General features: G+C 50.7%; 18 protein-coding genes, 1 pseudogene and 1 riboswitch. Of the genes and pseudogenes, 6 read left to right on the top strand and 13 right to left on the bottom strand.

All coding sequences use genetic code 11. The features are described from left to right. Positions 1-35 precede the first annotated feature (35 nt). From CV945_RS03705 to CV945_RS17445, 5 genes and pseudogenes are all read right to left on the bottom strand, one after another. Entirely contained in the window at positions 36-971 is a 936-nt protein-coding gene (locus tag CV945_RS03705; protein WP_063193575.1) for an ABC transporter ATP-binding protein, read from the bottom strand. A 102-nt stretch (positions 972-1,073) separates the two neighbouring features. After that, positions 1,074-2,180, bottom strand: coding sequence for a sensor histidine kinase (locus CV945_RS03700; protein WP_100659156.1), 1,107 nt, complete (start codon positions 2,178-2,180; stop codon positions 1,074-1,076). Between the two features lie 9 nt (positions 2,181-2,189). After that, a complete protein-coding gene (locus CV945_RS03695) occupies positions 2,190-2,855 on the bottom strand; it encodes a response regulator (protein ID WP_100659155.1) in 666 nt (221 codons plus the stop codon). Between the two features lie 68 nt (positions 2,856-2,923). After that, on the bottom strand, positions 2,924-3,118 hold the full coding sequence (locus tag CV945_RS17450) for a helix-turn-helix domain-containing protein (RefSeq protein ID WP_232721979.1): 195 nt from the start codon (positions 3,116-3,118) through the stop codon (positions 2,924-2,926). Between the two features lie 243 nt (positions 3,119-3,361). After that, positions 3,362-3,439, bottom strand: a pseudogene (locus CV945_RS17445) (helix-turn-helix domain-containing protein); the annotation flags it as partial. A gap of 579 nt (positions 3,440-4,018) precedes the next feature. Then, positions 4,019-4,208: riboswitch (cobalamin riboswitch) on the top strand. A gap of 139 nt (positions 4,209-4,347) precedes the next feature. Here CV945_RS17445 and metE point away from each other — a divergent pair. The 3 genes from metE to CV945_RS03675 all read left to right on the top strand — a co-directional run bounded on the left by metE (position 4,348) and on the right by CV945_RS03675 (position 7,775). After that, entirely contained in the window at positions 4,348-6,624 is a 2,277-nt protein-coding gene (gene metE / locus CV945_RS03685; protein WP_063193573.1) for a 5-methyltetrahydropteroyltriglutamate--homocysteine S-methyltransferase, read from the top strand. Continuing rightward, on the top strand, positions 6,615-7,055 hold the full coding sequence (locus tag CV945_RS03680; protein WP_063193572.1) for an acyl-CoA thioesterase: 441 nt from the start codon (positions 6,615-6,617) through the stop codon (positions 7,053-7,055). Before metE ends, CV945_RS03680 begins: the two co-directional genes overlap by 10 nt. Before the next feature lie 255 nt (positions 7,056-7,310). Beyond that, positions 7,311-7,775: a DinB family protein gene (locus tag CV945_RS03675; RefSeq protein WP_063193571.1), complete on the top strand. Its 465-nt coding sequence runs from the start codon at positions 7,311-7,313 to the stop codon at positions 7,773-7,775. 103 nt (positions 7,776-7,878) lie between these two features. On the opposite strand, the gene CV945_RS03670 is transcribed toward CV945_RS03675, so the two are convergent. Beyond that, on the bottom strand, positions 7,879-8,928 hold the full coding sequence (locus CV945_RS03670) for an NAD(P)/FAD-dependent oxidoreductase (protein WP_020754705.1): 1,050 nt from the start codon (positions 8,926-8,928) through the stop codon (positions 7,879-7,881). Positions 8,929-9,163: 235 nt separating this feature from the next. After that, positions 9,164-9,868, bottom strand: a complete 705-nt coding sequence (locus tag CV945_RS03665; protein ID WP_100659153.1) for a DsbA family oxidoreductase — start codon at positions 9,866-9,868, stop codon at positions 9,164-9,166. Positions 9,869-10,007: 139 nt separating this feature from the next. Between CV945_RS03665 and CV945_RS03660 the strand changes: the two genes are divergently transcribed. Then, positions 10,008-10,409: a DoxX family protein gene (locus CV945_RS03660; protein ID WP_063193569.1), complete on the top strand. Its 402-nt coding sequence runs from the start codon at positions 10,008-10,010 to the stop codon at positions 10,407-10,409. Positions 10,410-10,459: 50 nt separating this feature from the next. On the opposite strand, the gene CV945_RS03655 is transcribed toward CV945_RS03660, so the two are convergent. The 6 genes from CV945_RS03655 to CV945_RS03630 all read right to left on the bottom strand — a co-directional run bounded on the left by CV945_RS03655 (position 10,460) and on the right by CV945_RS03630 (position 16,663). After that, the gene (locus tag CV945_RS03655) at positions 10,460-11,680 is read right to left on the bottom strand and encodes an iron-containing alcohol dehydrogenase (protein WP_100659152.1); all 1,221 of its coding nucleotides are present in this window, start codon (positions 11,678-11,680) and stop codon (positions 10,460-10,462) included. Between the two features lie 16 nt (positions 11,681-11,696). Continuing rightward, the gene (locus tag CV945_RS03650; protein WP_232721978.1) at positions 11,697-12,227 is read right to left on the bottom strand and encodes an aldehyde dehydrogenase family protein; all 531 of its coding nucleotides are present in this window, start codon (positions 12,225-12,227) and stop codon (positions 11,697-11,699) included. Between the two features lie 317 nt (positions 12,228-12,544). Next, positions 12,545-12,805, bottom strand: a complete 261-nt coding sequence (locus tag CV945_RS03645) for a hypothetical protein (protein ID WP_232721976.1) — start codon at positions 12,803-12,805, stop codon at positions 12,545-12,547. Between the two features lie 283 nt (positions 12,806-13,088). After that, positions 13,089-14,249 carry an acyl-CoA dehydrogenase family protein gene (locus CV945_RS03640; protein ID WP_063193565.1) on the bottom strand — a complete coding sequence of 387 codons (1,161 nt, stop codon included), beginning with the start codon at positions 14,247-14,249 and terminating at the stop codon, positions 13,089-13,091. A 19-nt stretch (positions 14,250-14,268) separates the two neighbouring features. Beyond that, positions 14,269-16,284: a sigma-54-dependent Fis family transcriptional regulator gene (locus CV945_RS03635; RefSeq protein ID WP_100659150.1), complete on the bottom strand. Its 2,016-nt coding sequence runs from the start codon at positions 16,282-16,284 to the stop codon at positions 14,269-14,271. A gap of 22 nt (positions 16,285-16,306) precedes the next feature. Further along, positions 16,307-16,663, bottom strand: coding sequence for a hypothetical protein (locus tag CV945_RS03630; RefSeq protein ID WP_100659172.1), 357 nt, complete (start codon positions 16,661-16,663; stop codon positions 16,307-16,309). 138 nt (positions 16,664-16,801) lie between these two features. On the opposite strand from CV945_RS03630, the gene CV945_RS03625 reads away from it, so the two are divergent. Together CV945_RS03625 and CV945_RS03620 are read left to right on the top strand one after the other, a co-directional pair. Next, positions 16,802-17,593, top strand: coding sequence for an ABC transporter ATP-binding protein (locus CV945_RS03625; RefSeq protein WP_033007976.1), 792 nt, complete (start codon positions 16,802-16,804; stop codon positions 17,591-17,593). 6 nt (positions 17,594-17,599) lie between these two features. Further along, positions 17,600-18,529 (top strand): iron-hydroxamate ABC transporter substrate-binding protein, encoded by a 930-nt coding sequence (locus CV945_RS03620; RefSeq protein ID WP_020754694.1) that lies wholly within the window; start codon positions 17,600-17,602, stop codon positions 18,527-18,529. Positions 18,530-18,568 lie beyond the last annotated feature (39 nt).

Raw genomic sequence — 18,568 nt, 5'->3', positions numbered from 1 at the left:
GAAGCACCTCCTTCGCATGATGACACTCCAAACCGCTAATCCCGCAAATTTCTCCCCGTCAGCGCCAGAAAGACCGTTTCCAAATTCGGTGATTTGTCTTCCAGCGAACGAATTTCGACGCCGTCATGGATCAGGCATTGCACAATTTCGTTTAAATTATTGACACTGATATCCGAACTGATTTTGATCATATTTTCTTCACATTGCACCGCCTTGACCCCGGGAATGTCTTGAAGATGTTGCTTGTTGAGCCGATCCATCCCCCTAATTTCCAGCCAAATATCTTTTGTATCGGTGATAATCGCTTCCAGCTGTTCCTTTGTCCCCTCGGCGATGATCTTTCCATGATCAATGATCGCGATCCGTGTGCAAATCTCCTCCACTTCCTCCATATAGTGGCTTGTATAAATGATCGTACATCCCATCTCATTGAGCTTTTTGACCGAAGCCAAAATATAATTTCGCGACTGCGGATCGATGCCGACAGTTGGTTCATCCATAATGATGAGCTTCGGCCGATGGGCAAGAGCGCAGGCGATATTGAGCCTCCGCTTCATCCCTCCTGAGAAATGTTTCGGATAACTTTTGCGCTTATCGCTTAAACCGACAAACTCGAGCGCCTCTTCCACCCGCTGGCGCAACTGTGCGCCGCGCAGTCCATACAACCCGGCAAAAAATTCAACATTTTCATACGCCGTTAAATTTTCATAGATGGCGATCTCTTGGGGAACAATGCCGATATGCCGTTTGGCAAACTGGCGATGCTTGGCGATGTCCTTGCCGAGAATCTTGATTTCTCCCGCGTTCGGGCGCAACAGCCCGGCAATCATATTGATGGTTGTGCTTTTTCCTGCTCCATTGGCTCCGAGGAAGCCAAAAATTTCCCCTTCGGCAACCGTAAGAGACATATGATCGACAGCGATGAAGTCACCAAATTTTTTGGTCACTTGTTTGATCTCTAACATGTTCATCGTTCCACCTTCTTTCCATGCTTGGTATTATGGATTATAGAAAAAAAGATGAACTCCTGTAAGTGCAGGAATTCATCTCGTTGACATGAGAAAATTCACGATTTACTCATGAATCGGAAGCAACGTCGTGACAGAGAAACCGTTCGTTCCATCGACAATGACCGTGCCATGAACAGAGGCCGCCCGCTCCTCCATGCCGATGATCCCAAGTCCTTTCTTGATCTTGGCCGCACCTTTCCCGTTATCTTTCACTTCCACCTTGATGACTCGATTCAACACGTGAATTTCAACGGCAATGGCCGTGGCCTCAGCGTATTTGCTCGCATTCGTCAACGCTTCAGCAATGTTCTCATAAATCACTTTCCATTGGATTGGTGTAATTACATCCAAATCCCCTTTGCATACGAGCGGAACCGGGAGATGATGTTGGGCGGAAAATTCTTCAATGAATAATTTCACCCGATTCAGCCCGATTTGCTCGAGCGGTGGCTTGATCTGTTTTAAGGTCATCCGGATTTGTTCCATGCCTTCTTTGGAAATATGGATGGCGTTTTCCAACAGTTGTTTCGCCTTGTCGCGGTCCCCATCCATCAACCGTTTGGCCGCCTCCATCTGAATGAGCGCTCCCGCGAGCGAGTGGCCGATTTGATCATGGATGCGCTGCGACAGACGGTTCCGTTCTTCCAACTGCAACGTATATTCCGACTGCTTGATGTATTGATGATATTCGCTGATCCTTCTTGTCAGCCGATGCAAATCATGGCGCATCTCGTCGAGACGATCTTCTTGTTGTTCGATCCGCTCGATATGCCGCTTGACTGCCGTCACACTCGCAAGACTGAACAAGGCCACCAAACCGTATAATTTCGCCTCCAACGGACGAAGCCCAATCATCGGCGTCAACAACACCGCCCCGATCCCCCAAACTCGGTGGATATACACGGAGGCCAGCTCATACCCATTGAGAGGCAGCAACAACGCCCATAACGGCTCCACAAAGACGGCGGCTAGAACGAGAAGAACAACGGAACCAAACGCCGCTCCCTTTTTCCACCTCATATGCCGAACGATCAGGGCAAACAGCTGAAGACAAAAATAGATCAGAGAGACGAGAACAAAGCCCGCTCCCGTTTGCTGTTTCGATGAAATGTAATCGAATGCCGCATAGCCCCATACAATCAGCTTGTAAATGATCAGCAGCGATTCCATAACGTCCCCTCAGCCGATTTTTCCCGTCAAGTAATAAACAGCAATTTGCGTTCGATGTTGCAGTCCGGTTTTGTCCAAAATCGAGGTGATGTAATTGGCCACCGTTCCCTCGGAGAGAAAGAGCTGTTTGGCAATCTCTTTATTCGAAAGCCCCTTCGCAATGAGCGCCATAATGTCCAACTCTCGTTCCGTAAACAGGCTTTTATCGATTTTCGGGGCTGCTTCTGCTTCTTCTTTTAAGTTGGACTTAATTTTGTCCATCACCATCTCCTGCATCACCACTTGGCCGTGATACACCGCTTTGATCGCTTCGCGGATTCGTTCCGGGTCCGTATTTTTTAAAAAATATCCTTTTGCACCGTATTGAATGGCGTCTAGAATGTATTCATCATCATCAAACGTCGTCAAGATGAGCGGCTTTGTCTTCGTCTGCTCGCATAGAAGCTTTGTCGCTTCCACTCCATTCATGTTCGGCATGCGCACATCCAATAACGCGACATCAACTTCATGATGTCGACAATAGTCCACTGCCTCTTTCCCATCGCCTACAGTCGCGGCGACATCAAACTCGTCATACGTGCTTAAGATGATCCGCAGCCCTTCGCGGACAAAAGGATTGTCATCGGCGATGAGCACTTTTATGCGCGGAACATGGGACGAAGAGTGATGTTCCATCTTTACCCACCCCTTTTCATCATGACGCCTGTCCACTACCTCGCGTGCATGATTTTTATGGTTTACTTTCATCTTTCCAAAACCGGAGGAACTATTCTTTCAACGTGGACCATTCGTGCACACAAACATATGCCTTCAAGGCGGCCTTCTGTCCAGCGAGTGAGAAAATGATTGTACACAAATCGGCAACATCCTATGATGCACCGGATATACGGTTCCTGTTCTTTTGTCGGATAGAGACGGACGGAACAGGCTTGGTGCATTCCAATCGTCAAGAAAATTATACCATATTGCACTTCCTCCCACTCCTTTAAGGGGGAGAGGAGCACAAGATTTCTGTAATGAATAAGGGCGATTTTTTCCGTTGCCACAGAGGAAATGAACCAAAGCAAGAGCAGGCCGAACCGAGTCGACGCTGGGATGCGTCCGGTGTTGCCAAGAGTAGCTGTCGGATCAAGACATGGGAACAGAGCCAAGCTCGATCGAATAGGCAAAACGGAAGGCAGGTCGAGGTGCCCATTCACCAACGGAGCGATCATCCTGTACCGAAACAGTGCGATGTCGTGTCTCATCGACTTATCCATCTGGATCTCCTCCTCGTCTTTCCCACCATCCATATACATTTGAATGTCAATGACAAAGTCGTGAAACTTGATCAAATTTCCTCCCCATCTTTGAAACAAATGGAAATTTCCGCCCGAAACGGCTCTTCACCACAACATGTACTTGACAAGCAATACAGCTTCCTGCACAAAGATTTGAAAAAATCACTGATTTGTTGATTTTCCCTTACAAGCGTAAATGGGGTATGTTCAGAAAAAATCATGTACAACTTTTGGTGAAGAGCCTCCGAAACAATTCACAAAAAATTTAGCACACTCTTCAGAAAAGAGGGAAAAGGCTTTCTGAAAGAATGTACAAGAAACGGTGTTTTGTTTTCGCAGAAAAATTCCATGGGCAGCGCACTTTGCCCTCCACCCGGGGATGAAAATCACACGTCAGTCCTGCATTTTCACAAAAACATATTTTTACATAAAATACTAATATTAACTCAAAAAATATCCCTGCTTACTATGCCGTTATACCTCTTAAAACCCCTTCACAAAAACATTTAGGTTGAAAAAAACAAAAAATTCTTTTATTCTAAATTTTATACAACCAAATAATCAGTTCACGCAACAGGTGGTTCACACATGCGGTGAACCTTAAAAGGGAAGTTTGGTGAAAATCCAACACGGTCGCGCCACTGTGATGCAGAGCTGTTTATCACAATCCACTGTTTCATTTGAAATGGGAAGGAGATAAACAGCGATGAAGCTAAGTCAGGAGACCTGCCTGTTGTATGCACTTTCGACCTACGCGTCATAGGGAGGAGTGAGGACATATGATATTGAGGCACTTCACGTATCTCAATACAAGCTAGTTATACCCTCCTTCCGTTGGAAGAGGGTTTTTTGCTTGATTGGGATCAAATAACTGGAGGTGCTTCCACATGTTCATCCGCAGTTCAAATGTAGGGTATCCACGCATTGGGGAGAAAAGAGAATGGAAAAAGACGTTAGAATCGTTTTGGAATGGGCAGATCACCAAAGAACAATGCACCAAAATGATGGAAGCGATTCGACTTGATTCGATTCGTAAACAGATGGAGAAAGGAATCGATCTCATTCCAATTGGAGATTTTTCTTTATACGATCACGTATTAGATACAGCATTCATGTTTGGATATATTCCAGAGCAATTTCAACAAATAGACGATACACTTGAGCAATATTTTGCGATGGCACGCGGGACAAATGGGCAACATGCGCTTGAAATGACGAAATGGTTTAATACAAATTACCATTACATCGTGCCTGAAATTGGACAAACAAAGCCAAGATTAGTGGAGAATCGCCTATTGAAAGAATACAACCTTGTAAAAGAAACATTCGATTTAGAAACAAAACCTGTGTTGCTTGGACCGATTACGTTTCTTTTGCTTTCTAAGCAATACGATCGACACGAGTGGCGCAAACATCTCGCACGATTAGTTCCTGTTTATGTAGAATTATTCAAACAACTAAGCGAAGCGGGCGTGTCATTCGTCCAAATCGATGAACCGATTCTCGTCCAAGATATAGACGATGACATCGTCGATGCATTTCGTGATGTATATGAAGTTTTTCATCGCGGTGTACCAAATATAAACCTTATTTTACAAACATATTTTGATAGCGTGTCGCATTATCGTGAAATCGTTGCTTTACCTGTCGCAGGCATTGGGCTTGACTTTGTACATGATAATGGCGAAAACATGAAAAACATAAACACCTATGGATTTCCGAAAGATAAAATATTAGTTGCTGGGATTGTAGATGGCCGCAATGTATGGAAAAGTTCGCTTGCCCAAAAAGCGACGCTCCTTCACCATCTAGCAAACGTTGCTGAACAACTGATCATTCAACCGTCTTGCAGCTTACTGCACGTCCCTGTCACGACAAAACACGAACATTCACTGCCGCCGGAGCTCGCTGGGGCTTTATCATTTGCCGATGAAAAATTAGATGAAATACGTATGCTGACAGAATATATGAAAGGAAACACAACAATCGACAAGCTAATCCAATACGACGAACAAACAAACAGTAATTTAGCCAAGTTCCGCAAACAACAAGAACAAATAAACGAGATCACAGCCGTTCCGGTAAGCCGAACACCTTACAGCAAACGACGAAAGATACAACAATCACATTTGCAACTCCCGCTGTTGCCGACAACGACAATCGGCAGCTTCCCGCAGACGAGCGACGTGCGCCGAGCTCGGATGAAGTGGAAAAAAGGGGAATGGAACGATCATCAATATAAGTCCTTTATAAAGAAAGAAATCGCAAAATGGATCGACATTCAAGAGCAACTGCAGCTCGACGTGCTTGTCCATGGGGAATTTGAGCGCACAGATATGGTAGAATTTTTCGGTGAAAAGCTGCAAGGCATGGCATGCACGACAAACGGCTGGGTACAATCGTATGGATCACGTTGTGTTCGCCCGCCCATTATTTTTAGCCATGTGTCCTACCAACAACCGATGACCGTAGAAGAAACGGTATATGCCCAGTCGCTGACCCATAAACCTGTCAAAGGCATGCTGACAGGCCCTGTAACCATGTTAAACTGGTCGTTCGTTCGCGACGACATTCCACGAAAACATGTGCTGACACAGCTCGCCTTGGCCATTCGTGAAGAAGTGTTGCGCTTGGAAGCGAAAGGCATACGCATCATTCAAGTCGATGAACCAGCATTGCGGGAAGGATTGCCATTGAAAAAGGAAAAACACGCATCCTATTGGGAAGATGCCGTTATGGCGTTTCGTCTTGCTACCTCATCAGTGAAAGAGGAAACGCAAATTCATACCCATATGTGCTATTCACAGTTTGAACAGATGATGCATGTCATCGATAAACTTGATGCCGACGTCATTTCCATTGAATCATCGCGAAGCCATGGTGAGCTTATTGCTGCATTTGAAACATATGAGTACAAAAAAGAAATCGGCTTAGGGGTTTATGACATTCACAGCCCACGCATTCCGACAAAAAAAGAAATAAGCGAACAAATCGAGCGAGCGCTTCGCGTCCTTCGTCCAGAACAATTTTGGGTCAATCCCGATTGCGGATTAAAAACGCGAAAAGAAAAAGAAGCAATTGCCGCACTCAAAGCGATGGTGGAAGCCGCACACGAATACCGGGAGCGACTTTTGGCTTACGGAGGGATGAAGTCATGGAAGTGAGCGTCGAGCAATCAAAAACGATTCAAATGCGGCTCGTTTTGCCTTCTGATACGAACCATCTTGGCACGATTTTTGGCGGCACCGTTTTAGCGTATATTGATGAAATTGCAGCAATATCCGCCATGCGCCATGCACGAAAAGCGGTCGTCACCGTTTCGATCGACAAAGTTGATTTCATTTCGTCCGCGAAAGTAGGCGATATTTTAAAACTCGAAGCATTCGTCTACTCGACTGGACGCACATCCATGAAGGTATTCGTCAAAGTCGAAACAGAAGATTTATTTACAGGCGAACATCACTTGACCACTACATGCTTTTTGACGATGGTCGCCATCGATCAAAACAAAAAACCGACGCCTGTTCCAAAAGTCATCATTAGCGAACAGGAGGAACAAATCGTACAACTGTATCAGCAAAACAATAAGGTATAAATATTTATACCCCAGACTGTTGAAAAACGATTTTGTCAAGGACAAAATCGTTTTTCTTTTTGGCTCTTCACCACAACATGTACTTGACAAGCAATACGGTTTCCTGCACAAAGATGTGCAAAAATCACGGACTTGTTGATTTTCCCTCACAAGCGTAAATAGGGTATGTTCAGAAAAAATCAAGTACAACTTTTGGTGAAGAGCCTTTATGGTAAAATAGAAAATAGAAGTCCATAACCAAAGGGAGGAATGGCCATGTCCCGCGCACAACAATGGGTGCAATATTTCCTTTCGCACCGCCGTGTCACGCTGGAACTGATCCACAAAATCGACGAGGCGCATTATGAGTACAAACCGACGCCGACCTCGATGACAGCGAAGCAGCTGGCGACGCATATGCTGTTCAGCTTCTACAATTTCGCTAATACGGCAAAACACGGCGATCCATCGCTGTTCCGGCAAAAAATCGAGGAACCGGAGACGAATTTGGCCAAGCTGGCGGAAACATATACGGAAAAAACGAGGCAGCTCATCGAATCGATGAGCGATGACGACTTCGACCGGACGCTCGATTTAACATCGATTTTCGGCATTCAAATTCCAGCCAAGCAGTTGTTGCAAATGGCAATGGATCACGAAATTCATCATAAAGGCCAGCTGTTCGTCTACGTCCGCGGCATGGGGCATACGGACTTACCGCTTTTTGTCAAACGCGGTTAAAACTAACGAAGGGGGATCCCAGACAGAAACGGGACACCCCTTTCTTATTTTTGTCTGCCAAACCTGAAAAAGAAATTCATTGCAAGGTATTTCACCCTGCTCCCTATACCCCCTTGATCAACTGCTCGATGATCGCTTGATTTTTCTCTTGAAACCGCTCGTTATGAGAGGAGACCATGGCAAATCGTTCCGCTGATGGATCAATGAACCGCTTGGCACTGTTGACTGCATTGGCGGCGTCTTGGAAAGCTCCGGCGATCAGATGAAGTTTGCCGTCATACTTTAAAATGTCGCCCGCCGCATACAGCCCCGGCACCGAAGTCTCGCTGTTCGCATTGCCCGCGATATAGTAGTCATCCACCATTTCGATATGCAAAGGGCTGTTTTTCAGAAGCGAAGTGTCAATTTCATAACCATGGCTGACGATCACCTCATCCACGGGCAGATGGACGACCTCACCGGTCGCATGGTTGGTCAGCTCGACCTGCTCAATGGCATGATGGCGGGCATCAGCAATCAGTTTCGTAATCGATGTATGAAAATAACAAACCGCCCCGCTGTGAAGCAGCTGTGAAACTTGCGCTTCATGGCCTTTGAACTCTTCGTTTCGGTAGGTGACATAAACGGTTTTGGCGATCGGCACGAGCTCGTTTGCCCAATCGACCGCCGAATTGCCGCCGCCGGAAATGATCACGGTTTTCCCTTTAAATCGCTGGAGCGATTTGACGGTATAATGCAAATTCGTCACCTCAAATGTTTCCGCCCCTTCGATGTCCAGCTTTTTCGGTTTGATGATGCCGCTTCCGACTGCTACAATGACCGTTTTGGACCAATGTTGCGCTCCTGAAGCGGTTTGCAGCAAAAATGTGCCGTCTGGTTGGCGTAGGATGGCCGTGACTTTTTCATTCAAAACGATTGTTGGGTCAAATAACAGCGCCTGCTTGATCAATTGGTTCATCAATTGTTCTCCTGTAATGGGCGCATGCCCTCCGACATCCCAAATAAACTTTTCCGGGTAGACATGCAACTTGCCGCCCAACTGCGGCTGGTACTCGATCAACTTCGTCTTCATTTGACGCAGCCCGCTGTAAAACGATGCATACAATCCCGCTGGTCCGCCGCCGATAATGGTGACATCGTACAAATCGGCCATCACTGTTCCCTCCGCATCTGATTTAAAAACGATTTTCATTATCATTAAATGTACCATACTTCCTAATCGGATGACAACTTCATCATCAAAGAGGGTGTCCCCAACGCAACGGGACACCCTTTCTTTCTTGCAAGAAGGCAGGAACAAATCACTGCGGCGACACGATCTATCTATTGAATCTCTCAAAGAGAGACGATCTTTTGAGACCGCCTCTACCCAACCATTCCATATCGATTCAATTGAATCGGCAATCATCGTCTCCACACGCCCGCCCCTCTTCACCGAGAAGCTGCAGCGGCCGCGATTGTTCTTCCTCCCATACCTTCTCCAGCGCCCGCCGGAACACGTCAACCGGCTGGGCGCCGGAAATCGCATACTTCCCGTTGAAAACAAAAAACGGCACACCGCGGATGCCCAACGCCGCCGCTTCTTCTTCATCGCGGCGCACCTCTTGTGTGTAGCGGCCGCTGGCCAACACTTCTTCCGCTTCCGTCCGCTCAAGCCCGGCCGCTTCGGCGAGCGCAAGCAGCACATTGCGGTCGCTGATTCGCTTCGACTCCGTGAAATATGCATAAAACAGCCGTTCCACCATGTCGTTCAGCTTCCCTTTTTCCTTGGCGTATTGCGCCAACCGGTGGGCGTCAAACGTGTTCGTCGGCTTCATCGTCTCAAAGCGGAATGTCAATCCGACCGCCTCCGCCTGCCGGCCGATATCGGCGTTCGCCCGCTTCGCTTCTTCAAGCGAAATGCCGTATTTGTTGGCGATGATTTCATGAATCGTCAACGGGGTCTCGTTTGGTGCGTTTGGATCGAGTTCAAAGCTGCGGAATACGATTTCAACGTTTTCCCGGTGCGGAAATGGCTCAAGCGCCTGTTCCAAGCGACGTTTGCCGATATAGCAAAACGGGCAGACAAAATCGGACCATACTTCAATTTTCATGGCCATCCTCCTCTACTTTTGACGCGCTTCCCCTCCATTGTAGCCCATCGCTGGTCAAATGGCTAACGAAAGGCATGGGGGCGGACCCGCCCGCATACATTGTACTACCATGCTGTTGGGACAAGGAGGACAAAAACCGATGCATTCTCACGAACTAGGCGCTTTTCTATTGCGGATTGTCACCGGATTCATCTTTTTCGCCCATGGGTGGGTGAAATGGCAACGGGGGCTTGAGGCGGCAACGGATTCGTTTGTTGCTATGGGCCTTCCCGGCTGGCTCGCCTACATCGTGACGATGGTGGAGCTTGCCGGCGGCTGGGCGATGATGCTTGGCCTTGGCACACGGCCGATTGCGGCGGCGTTTGCCATCATCATGATCGGAGCCATCGCCACCGCCAAAGCCGACGCCGGTTTGCTTGGCAACGGACGGGAAACGGGCTATGAATTCAACCTCGCCTTGCTTGCAATGTCCGTATATTTGTGGCTGAACGGCAGCCGGCTTTGGTCGTTAGATGCGGTCATCGGACGGCCGCGGGGCTGAACAGCCGGCACGAAAACAGGTGTCCCGCATACCGAACGGGACACCTGTTTCTACTTGCCTTGTCCTTTTTCCACTGTCAGCTTGACGACGCGCTCGCCGATCGCCCGAATCAATTCCGGCGGCATCGGGAAGCTGACTGCGGCCGGATCGGAGGCAACCGCCGGGATGGTGGCGGCAAATTGCTCCGCCGTGATCGGGTAGTCAGCAAAATCCCTTGGCAAGCCAATGTCGTCGCGCAGCTGGCGGATTCGTTCAATGGACTTCGCCAACAGCACATCGTCTCCTTGGCCGTGATCGTGAATGCCAAGCGCTTCAGCGAGCAGCTTCGCTTTCGGCAAGTACAACTCCGGAATCGCTTCCATCACGACCGGCAAAAAGACGGCGTTCGCCAAGCCGTGAGGAATGCGGAACATTGCGCCGTACGCATGGGCGAAATTGTGCACCGGAATGGCGTTTAAGGCAAAGCTGAACGCGGTGATGCCGAGCAGGCTCGCCTGCAGCATCTCCAAGCGGGCGCGGATGTTTCCGCCGTCGCGGACCGCTATCGGCAAGTAGTCGCGGATCAGGCGGATCGCCTGCAAGGCGCACGCATCGGTCATGGCGGTCGCCGTCGGCGAGGCGAGCGCTTCAATGGCATGGGTGAGCGCGTCCATGCCGGTAAACGCCGTCACCTTCGGCGGCAGCCCGACGGTTAAATCCGGGTCCAAGACAGCGACGTCGGCATTGATAAACGGATTGATGATGTTCGTTTTCAAGCGCAGCTCTTCGTTATAGATGACCGCAATCGGCGACACTTCCGACCCCGTGCCGGCCGTCGTCGGGATGGCGATGTGCGGGATCGGCATGAATTGCGCTTGCGGAAACGACTCGTACCGCAGCCCGCCGGGAATCGCCTCTTTAATGTCGCGCAACCCTTTAAACAGGGCGTATTTCACCCCTTTGGCCGTATCGAGCACGCTGCCGCCGCCGACCGCCAACAAGGCGTCCGCTCCCATCTCGCGCGCATAGCGCACCGCTTCATTGACGCATTCGCTCTCCGCATCTTGGCGAATATCTAAAAAGATGCCGGCCAGCTCCGGTCCAACGCCGCGCGTTGTCAGCCGAAACAGATCGGCCACTTTCTCCACGACCCCAGCCTGCTCGAGTCCTCGGTCGGAAAGCAATAGCACCCGCTTAGCACCCAGCCCGCGGAACAAGTCCGGCACGAGCGCGCGGGCGTTCGATCCGGTGTAAATGGCGGTGCGCAGCCAAAAGTTCGCTAACGTCGTCATGTTCCTTCGTCCCCCTTTACTTTTTCATCATAGCGTGCAGGCGGGAAAACAGCACTTGATACCATTTCCGCTTTTCAAGCTCCGGCACCATTGATGTGTGCACATGCTTCAGCTGCGTGTAAGCATCAAGCGAATATTTGCCCATCTCGTGCCCGATGCCGCTTTGTTTGTAGCCGCCAAACGGCGCGTCATTGCGAAGCATATGCCAATCATTGATCCAGACGACCCCAGCCTGCAGGCGCCCGGCGATGGCGTACGCCTTGTTGACGTCGCGCGTCCAGACGCCGGCCGCAAGCCCGTAGATCGTGTCGTTGGCCATCGCCACTGCCTCTTCCACGTCATGATAGCGGATGACCGACAGCACTGGGCCGAAAATCTCTTCTTGGGCGATTGTCATGTCATTCGTGACATTCGTGAAAATCGTCGGTGCGACAAAATGGCCTCCCTCACAGCCGGGCACATCCACTTCATGGCCGCCGCAGACAAGCGTCGCCCCTTCTTGCTTGCCGGCTTCAATATATATAGATGCAATTTGAAGCTTTAACATTTGTAGCTTTTACCGAGCATTTGATCGACTGTCGGGCGACCGAACAACGCCGCTTTCAGACCCATGTATGGGTCTGTGAAGCGGGTGGTTGTTCGGTCTTCCGTCACGCCTTGGCGTGACGGAGGCAAGCCTGTGGCTTGCCTTCGACAGTCGAAAAATGGACAAGTGACTTTTCCATCAAGGATATGTTAAACTTTTTCGTTGCATCTATATAGACATCTATCGATTTCCATTGGCGTCGAACAGCCGGTCATCATTGCCGGTTGGCGTCTGCCTGTTCAACGTATAGAAAGCCGTTTTTCGGCCTAGCCTCCCTCTCACCCGACATGTTCGCTTTCTTCGAGTCCAAACAGCTCGTCAAACGGTTTCTCATGCGCTTTTTTCAACACTTCCATCCTCGCTGCCAGTTGGTGGGCGGTGAAATTCATGATGTCGGCATGGTGATCGGGGCCGAACATCGAATCGTGGGCCGCCGCTTCCAACCGCTTGGCCTTTTGATAAAGCCGAAATGGGAACGAATCTTCCTGCAGCCCGCGGCTGCCTGTTGTAACCAACGGCTCGGCCCGCCGCACGGTCACCACTCCTTTTCTATTTTTTCTCGAACTCACTGGATATGATGCTTCTCCATCGATGATCATGGGGCAAGTTCATTTATGTAAGGGCTTACAAGAAAGGCCTTGTTACGAAAGGTAGGTCGTCATCTAAGAGGAAGATTGCACAAATGACTGGAGCGTTATGAATAGTCACTCATTTTCTCTCATTCTAGCAATCTTCTTTTCCTTTCGTCAACGAAAAGCGAATGACATTTTCCGACAATAACGGTGAAAAAACACCGCCTGCTGTCAGCAGACGGCGTTTCGGTCAGACCCGCACTTTTCCGTATTCTTTCCGCAGTTCGCTCGCAATGATGTTGCGCTGGATTTCCGAGGTGCCTTCGTAAATTTTCGTAATGCGGGCATCGCGGAAGTAACGTTCGATCGGGTAATCTTTCATGTAGCCGAGGCCGCCGTGGATTTGCACGGCCATGTCAGCGATTTTGTTGTACACCTCCGAGCCGAACAGTTTGGCGATGGCCGCTTCTTTGACGACGCGCATCTTTTGGTCGACCATCCAGGCGACGCGGTAAACGGTTGAGCGCAGCACTTCGATCAACATGCTCATTTCCGCCAGCATATGCTGGATCGCTTGCTGCTCGATGATCGGCTTGCCGAACTGCTCGCGCTGTTCAGCGTATTCCATGCAATACTCGAGCAGACGGATGCACGAGCCGAGATTGCGGGCGGCGAGGCCCGCGCGGCCGTTGGCGAGGATTTTCAGGGCGTTGACATACCCCTCGCCTTCTTTTCCGAGCACGTTTTCGACCGGCACTTCCAAGTTGTCAAAAAACAGCTCGGCTGAATGCGATCCGCGCAGCCCCATTTTCCGCTCGACTTTTCCGACGATAAAGCCGGGGAAATCTTTTTCCACGATAAACGAGGTAATGCCTTTCGGGCCTTTTGACGGATCGGTGACGGCCATCACCGTAAACACGTGGGCGTCGACAGCGTTGGTGATGTAATGTTTCGAGCCGTTGATGATGTAGCGGTCGCCTTTGCGGACGGCGGTCGTTTTGATCGCGGCGGCGTTCGAGCCGGCGCTCGGCTCGGTTAAGGCGAAGGCGCCGATCCATTCCCCTGTCGCCATTTTCGGCAAGTAGCGCCGCTTTTGTTCTTCCGTGCCGAGCTCCACAATGCCGACCGTGCCAATGCCTGTATGGGCGCCAATTAGCGTCGTATAGCCGTTATGCGTTTTGCCGAGTTCCTCGTAAATAGCGCATTTGCCGACCATCGACAAGCCAAGGCCGCCGTATTCTTCTGGGATGCTTAAGCCGAACAGCCCCATGGCTTTCGATTTTTCAATAATATCTTCTGGAATGTGGTCGTTTTCTTCAATGTCCATGGCCACCGGTTCCACGACTTCTTTCACAAATTTGCGGACGTTTTCTTTTAAAAATTCAATCTCGGCTGGCAACGTAAAATCCATCCTCTTCCCCTCCCGATGATTAGATTCCATATTTTTGCGCCTTGCGCACAAGGGTTGACGCATCGACGCCCAACAGCTTCGCCGCCCGCCGATACGTGCGCGCATGATGAAGCGCTTTGATGATGAGCTGGCGCTCGACGTCCGCCACCGCTTGTTTGAGCGGGATGATTTCGCCTGATGACACCGGATTGGCAGCCGACGGCGGCTCAAGATGAAGCCATTTGGCCACGTGATCTTCGTCGACGACGGGCGCGGCAGACGTTACAAACATGCGCTCAATGGCGTTGACGAGCTCGCGGACGTTCCCAGGCCAATGGTAGTCCATCATCATCGCAAGCGCCCTGTCGGTGAACACGAGCTGTTTTTGATACTTTTTAGCAAACCGCTTTCGATAATGGTCGACCAACAGCGGAATGTCTTCTTTCCGGTCGCGCAGCGGCGGAATGGCAATCGGCATCACGTTCAGCCGGTAAAACAAATCAGCGCGAAACCGCCCAGCGGCGACCAGCTCTTCAAGCGGTTTGTTCGTCGCGGCGATGACACGCACATCGATCCGCTTCGGCGCCTCCGCCCCCAACCTCATGATTTCCATCGACTGCAACACGCGAAGGAGCTTTACTTGCAAGTGAAGCGGAATTTCACTGATTTCATCGAGAAAAATCGTCCCGCCATCCGCCTGCTCGAAATAGCCTTTTTTCCCTTTCTTCGCCGCTCCGGTGAACGCCCCCGGCTCATAGCCGAACAGCTCGGACTCCATCAACGTCTCCAGAATCGCCCCGCAGTTTACCTTCACAAACGGACGGCCGCTGCGCGCGCTCTGCTTCCAGATGAAGTTCGCCAACTCTTCCTTTCCGACGCCCGACTCTCCGGTCAAAAGCACGGTGACATCCACGGCCGCTGCCTGGCGGGCAATGGCGACAACGCGCGCCATCGCCGGCGCCCGGTAAATAAGGTCATCGCCTTCCTGCCGGCTTAACGTATGAAGGAGCCGTTTCGTCTCCTCAAGTTCGGCGCGAAGCTGCTCCATCTCGGTCATGTCTTTGACATACACGACAACCCGCTCGCCCCGGCCGCCTTCCTCGATGACCGGCACGGCGGAGACGATCAACGTATTGCCGGTTTCCGCGCCTTGATGAAGCATGGAGCACGGCTGGCAGCGGTCAAGCGCCTGGCGCACAACTTGGTCGAGCGGGGCGGGGATGCGCCCTTGTCCCGCATCGGGGAACAGGGCGGCCCATTTTTGATTTTGCCGGGTGATCACCCCATTGCGATCCGCGATGGCGATGCCGTCGCCCGCCGCATCCATCACCGTCTCAAGCTCGTTGGCGATGCGCTTCACCGTTTCAAGCTCGCTCGAGATGAATTCGATCTCGGAAATGTCTTGAAACACCCCGACAGCACCGACGACCTTCCCACCGTCGATAATCGGCGACCGGTTCGTAATATAGACGCGCTTGCCGACGCGGTACTTTTCCGTACATCCTTGACCGGTGTGCACGACATCGAGCAGGCCGGATGGAACGACGATATCGGTCAACAATCGGCCGAGCGCCTCTTCCTTCGTCGTCCGCGCCATCCGTTCCGCCGCCGGATTGATCGAGGTAATGCGCCCTTTTGCATCGATCGACAAAATGCCGTTATGGGCGGCGTTGAACATGGCTTCCAGCTGTTTTAAGCGAAGGCGGGACGCCTTTGCCTGCGCCGCCAAATACTGCTCTTTTGTCAATAGACCGGCCAGGCGGCCGCTCTCATCAACAACGGCGCGGAGCGGACTGCCGCCAAACGCGATCTCCTCAAGGCGCGCATGAGCCGGAAGCGGCTGCGGCGGCCGCATCACCTCACGAACCGTTTTGCGCCCCTCCGCGAGGCCAAACAGCACGTCCTCGGCCGCCACCACCCCGACCATTTCTCCTTCGCTGTCGCATGCGATGGCCCCAGCCATCCCTTGCTTGGCCAACGTGCGGGCCGCCTGCTCAAGGGAATCGCTTTCCCAAACAGCAGCGGTTGTTTTCCACATGATGTCTTCTATCGTCATCCCCCATCCCCCTGTCTCGCCTTCACTTTGTTTGGAAAAGCAAACTGCGTGCCAACAAATCAAGTGTCGTATTATTCAGAAAAAATACATCTCCATTCTCCATCGTATCAAACCTTCCGTTGCAAAACAACAACGACTTGTTGCAAAAACGCAACAAACCTGCAGAATGTGTTGTGTTTTTGCCATTCAGACAGCCGGGATCGTTGCGTTTTCGCAACAGCATGGCGCTAGACAACTGCGAGGCAAAGGGCCGGGCTTTCTGAGGCCGCACCGGCCGTATGTCGGTCAGGTTGCAGCGTGGGATGCAGCGATAGGCCTGCAAAATATAGTCCGGGGTTCTCTTAACAGCGGGGCTGTGGCGGCCGCATAACTTGTCCATCCTGTTCTCCTTCTTTTTTCCATCATAAAACTTGTTTTTTCGATGAGAAAATTCATTGTCTTTTTTAAGAATTTCGTTATAATAAAGATTGTTAATGATAGTGATTTTCATTTTCTTAGTCCAAAAGGAGGTGGCCGCATGGTTCGCTTGTATGCCGAGGAGCTCACCGTCCGCTATGACGACCGGACGATTTTTGAACGATTGTCCGTCCGCATTCCCGATCGGCAAATCACCGCCATTATCGGGCCGAACGGGTGCGGCAAGTCGACGCTGCTCAAGACGTTGACGCGCATCATTTCCCCGCAATCGGGCGCGGTCATTTTAGACGGCCAAGCCATTTCCCAGCAACCGACGAAAGAGCTGGCGAAAAAAATGGCCATTTTGCCGCAGACGCCGGAAGCGACAAGCGGATTAACGGTCGCCGAGCTCGTCTCGTACGGCCGCTTTCCGTATCAAAAAGGATTCGGACGGCTGACAAAGCGGGATTATGAAGCGATTGACTGGGCGCTTGACGTCACCAAAACGGCCGACTTAAAGCACCGGCCGGTCGATGCGCTCTCGGGCGGGCAGCGGCAGCGCGTCTGGATCGCCATGGCGCTCGCCCAAGAGACCGACATCATCTTTTTGGATGAACCGACGACGTATTTGGACATCGCCCATCAGCTTGAGGTGCTCGAGCTGCTTGAGCGGCTGAACCAAGAAGAAGGGCGGACGATCGTCATGGTGCTTCATGACATCAACCAGGCGGCCCGCTTTGCCGACTATATCATCGCTATGAAAGCAGGAGCCATCATCAAGTCCGGGCGGAGCGAAGACGTTATCTGCCGCGAAGTGCTCCGCGACGTGTTTGGCATCGACGCCGACATCGGCCGCGACCCGCGGACGAACAAACCAATTTGCTTCACTTATCAATTGCTCAAGGAGGCTTAATTCATCATGAGGAAAACATGGCTTGCACTGCTGCTGATGTTCGCGCTTGTGCTAAGCGCATGCGGCAACACCAATAACGGAAAAAAAGAGGACAACGCGTCATCTTCCAAAAATGAAAAGGAGACGGTCACCTTCCAATCGGAAAACGGCCCAGTCGAAATTCCCGCCCATCCGAAACGAATTGTCGCTCTATGGGGAGCTCCTTATATCGTGGCGTTTGGAGTGCCGGTGGTCGGAGCGGATGCCTGGTCCAAAGCAAGTCCCGTTCTGCAGGACAAGCTGAAAGATGCCGAAACGGTCAGCGAAGATGATATTGAAAAAATCATTTCATTAAAACCGGACTTAATTGTCGGATTATCGACAACGAAAAATATCGACAAATTGAACAAAATCGCGCCGACGATCACCTTTACATATGAAAAATACAACTACCGCGATTTAATCTTGCAATACGCCAAGCTCGTCAATAAAGAAGACGAAGCAAAAAAATGGATCAAAGACTTCCAACAACGGGCACAGGAAGCTGGAAAGCAAATTCGGGCGAAAATCGGCGAAAACGCGACGGTGACCGTTGCCGAGAATTTCGGCAAACAGCTGTACGTGTATGGACAAAACTGGGGACGCGGCACGGAAATTTTATATCAAGAAATGAAACTGAAAATGCCGAAAGCGGTTGAAGAGCACGCGCTAAAACCAGGGTATTACGCCGTTTCGCTTGAAGCGCTGCCGCAATTTGTCGGCGACTATCTCATCTTCTGCAAGTACACGGAAGGCGACAGCGACACTTCTTTCATGGAAACGAACACATTCAAAAACATCCCTGCGGTGAAAAACGGCCGCATGTTTGTCGCGGATTCAAAAGCATTCTACTTTAACGACCCGATCACACTCGAGTACCAGCTCGATTTCTTTAAAAAGCACTTTTTAGGTCAATGACCTTGACGACGGGACGTCCAACCATGGATGTCCCGTCTG

Source organism: Geobacillus sp. Manikaran-105, assembly GCF_002809955.1.
In the GTDB taxonomy this organism is placed as follows: Bacteria; Bacillota; Bacilli; order Bacillales; family Anoxybacillaceae; genus Geobacillus; species Geobacillus thermophilus.
The sequence above is the reverse complement of the archived record's forward strand: the minus strand, read 5'-3'. Positions and strand labels throughout refer to the sequence as shown.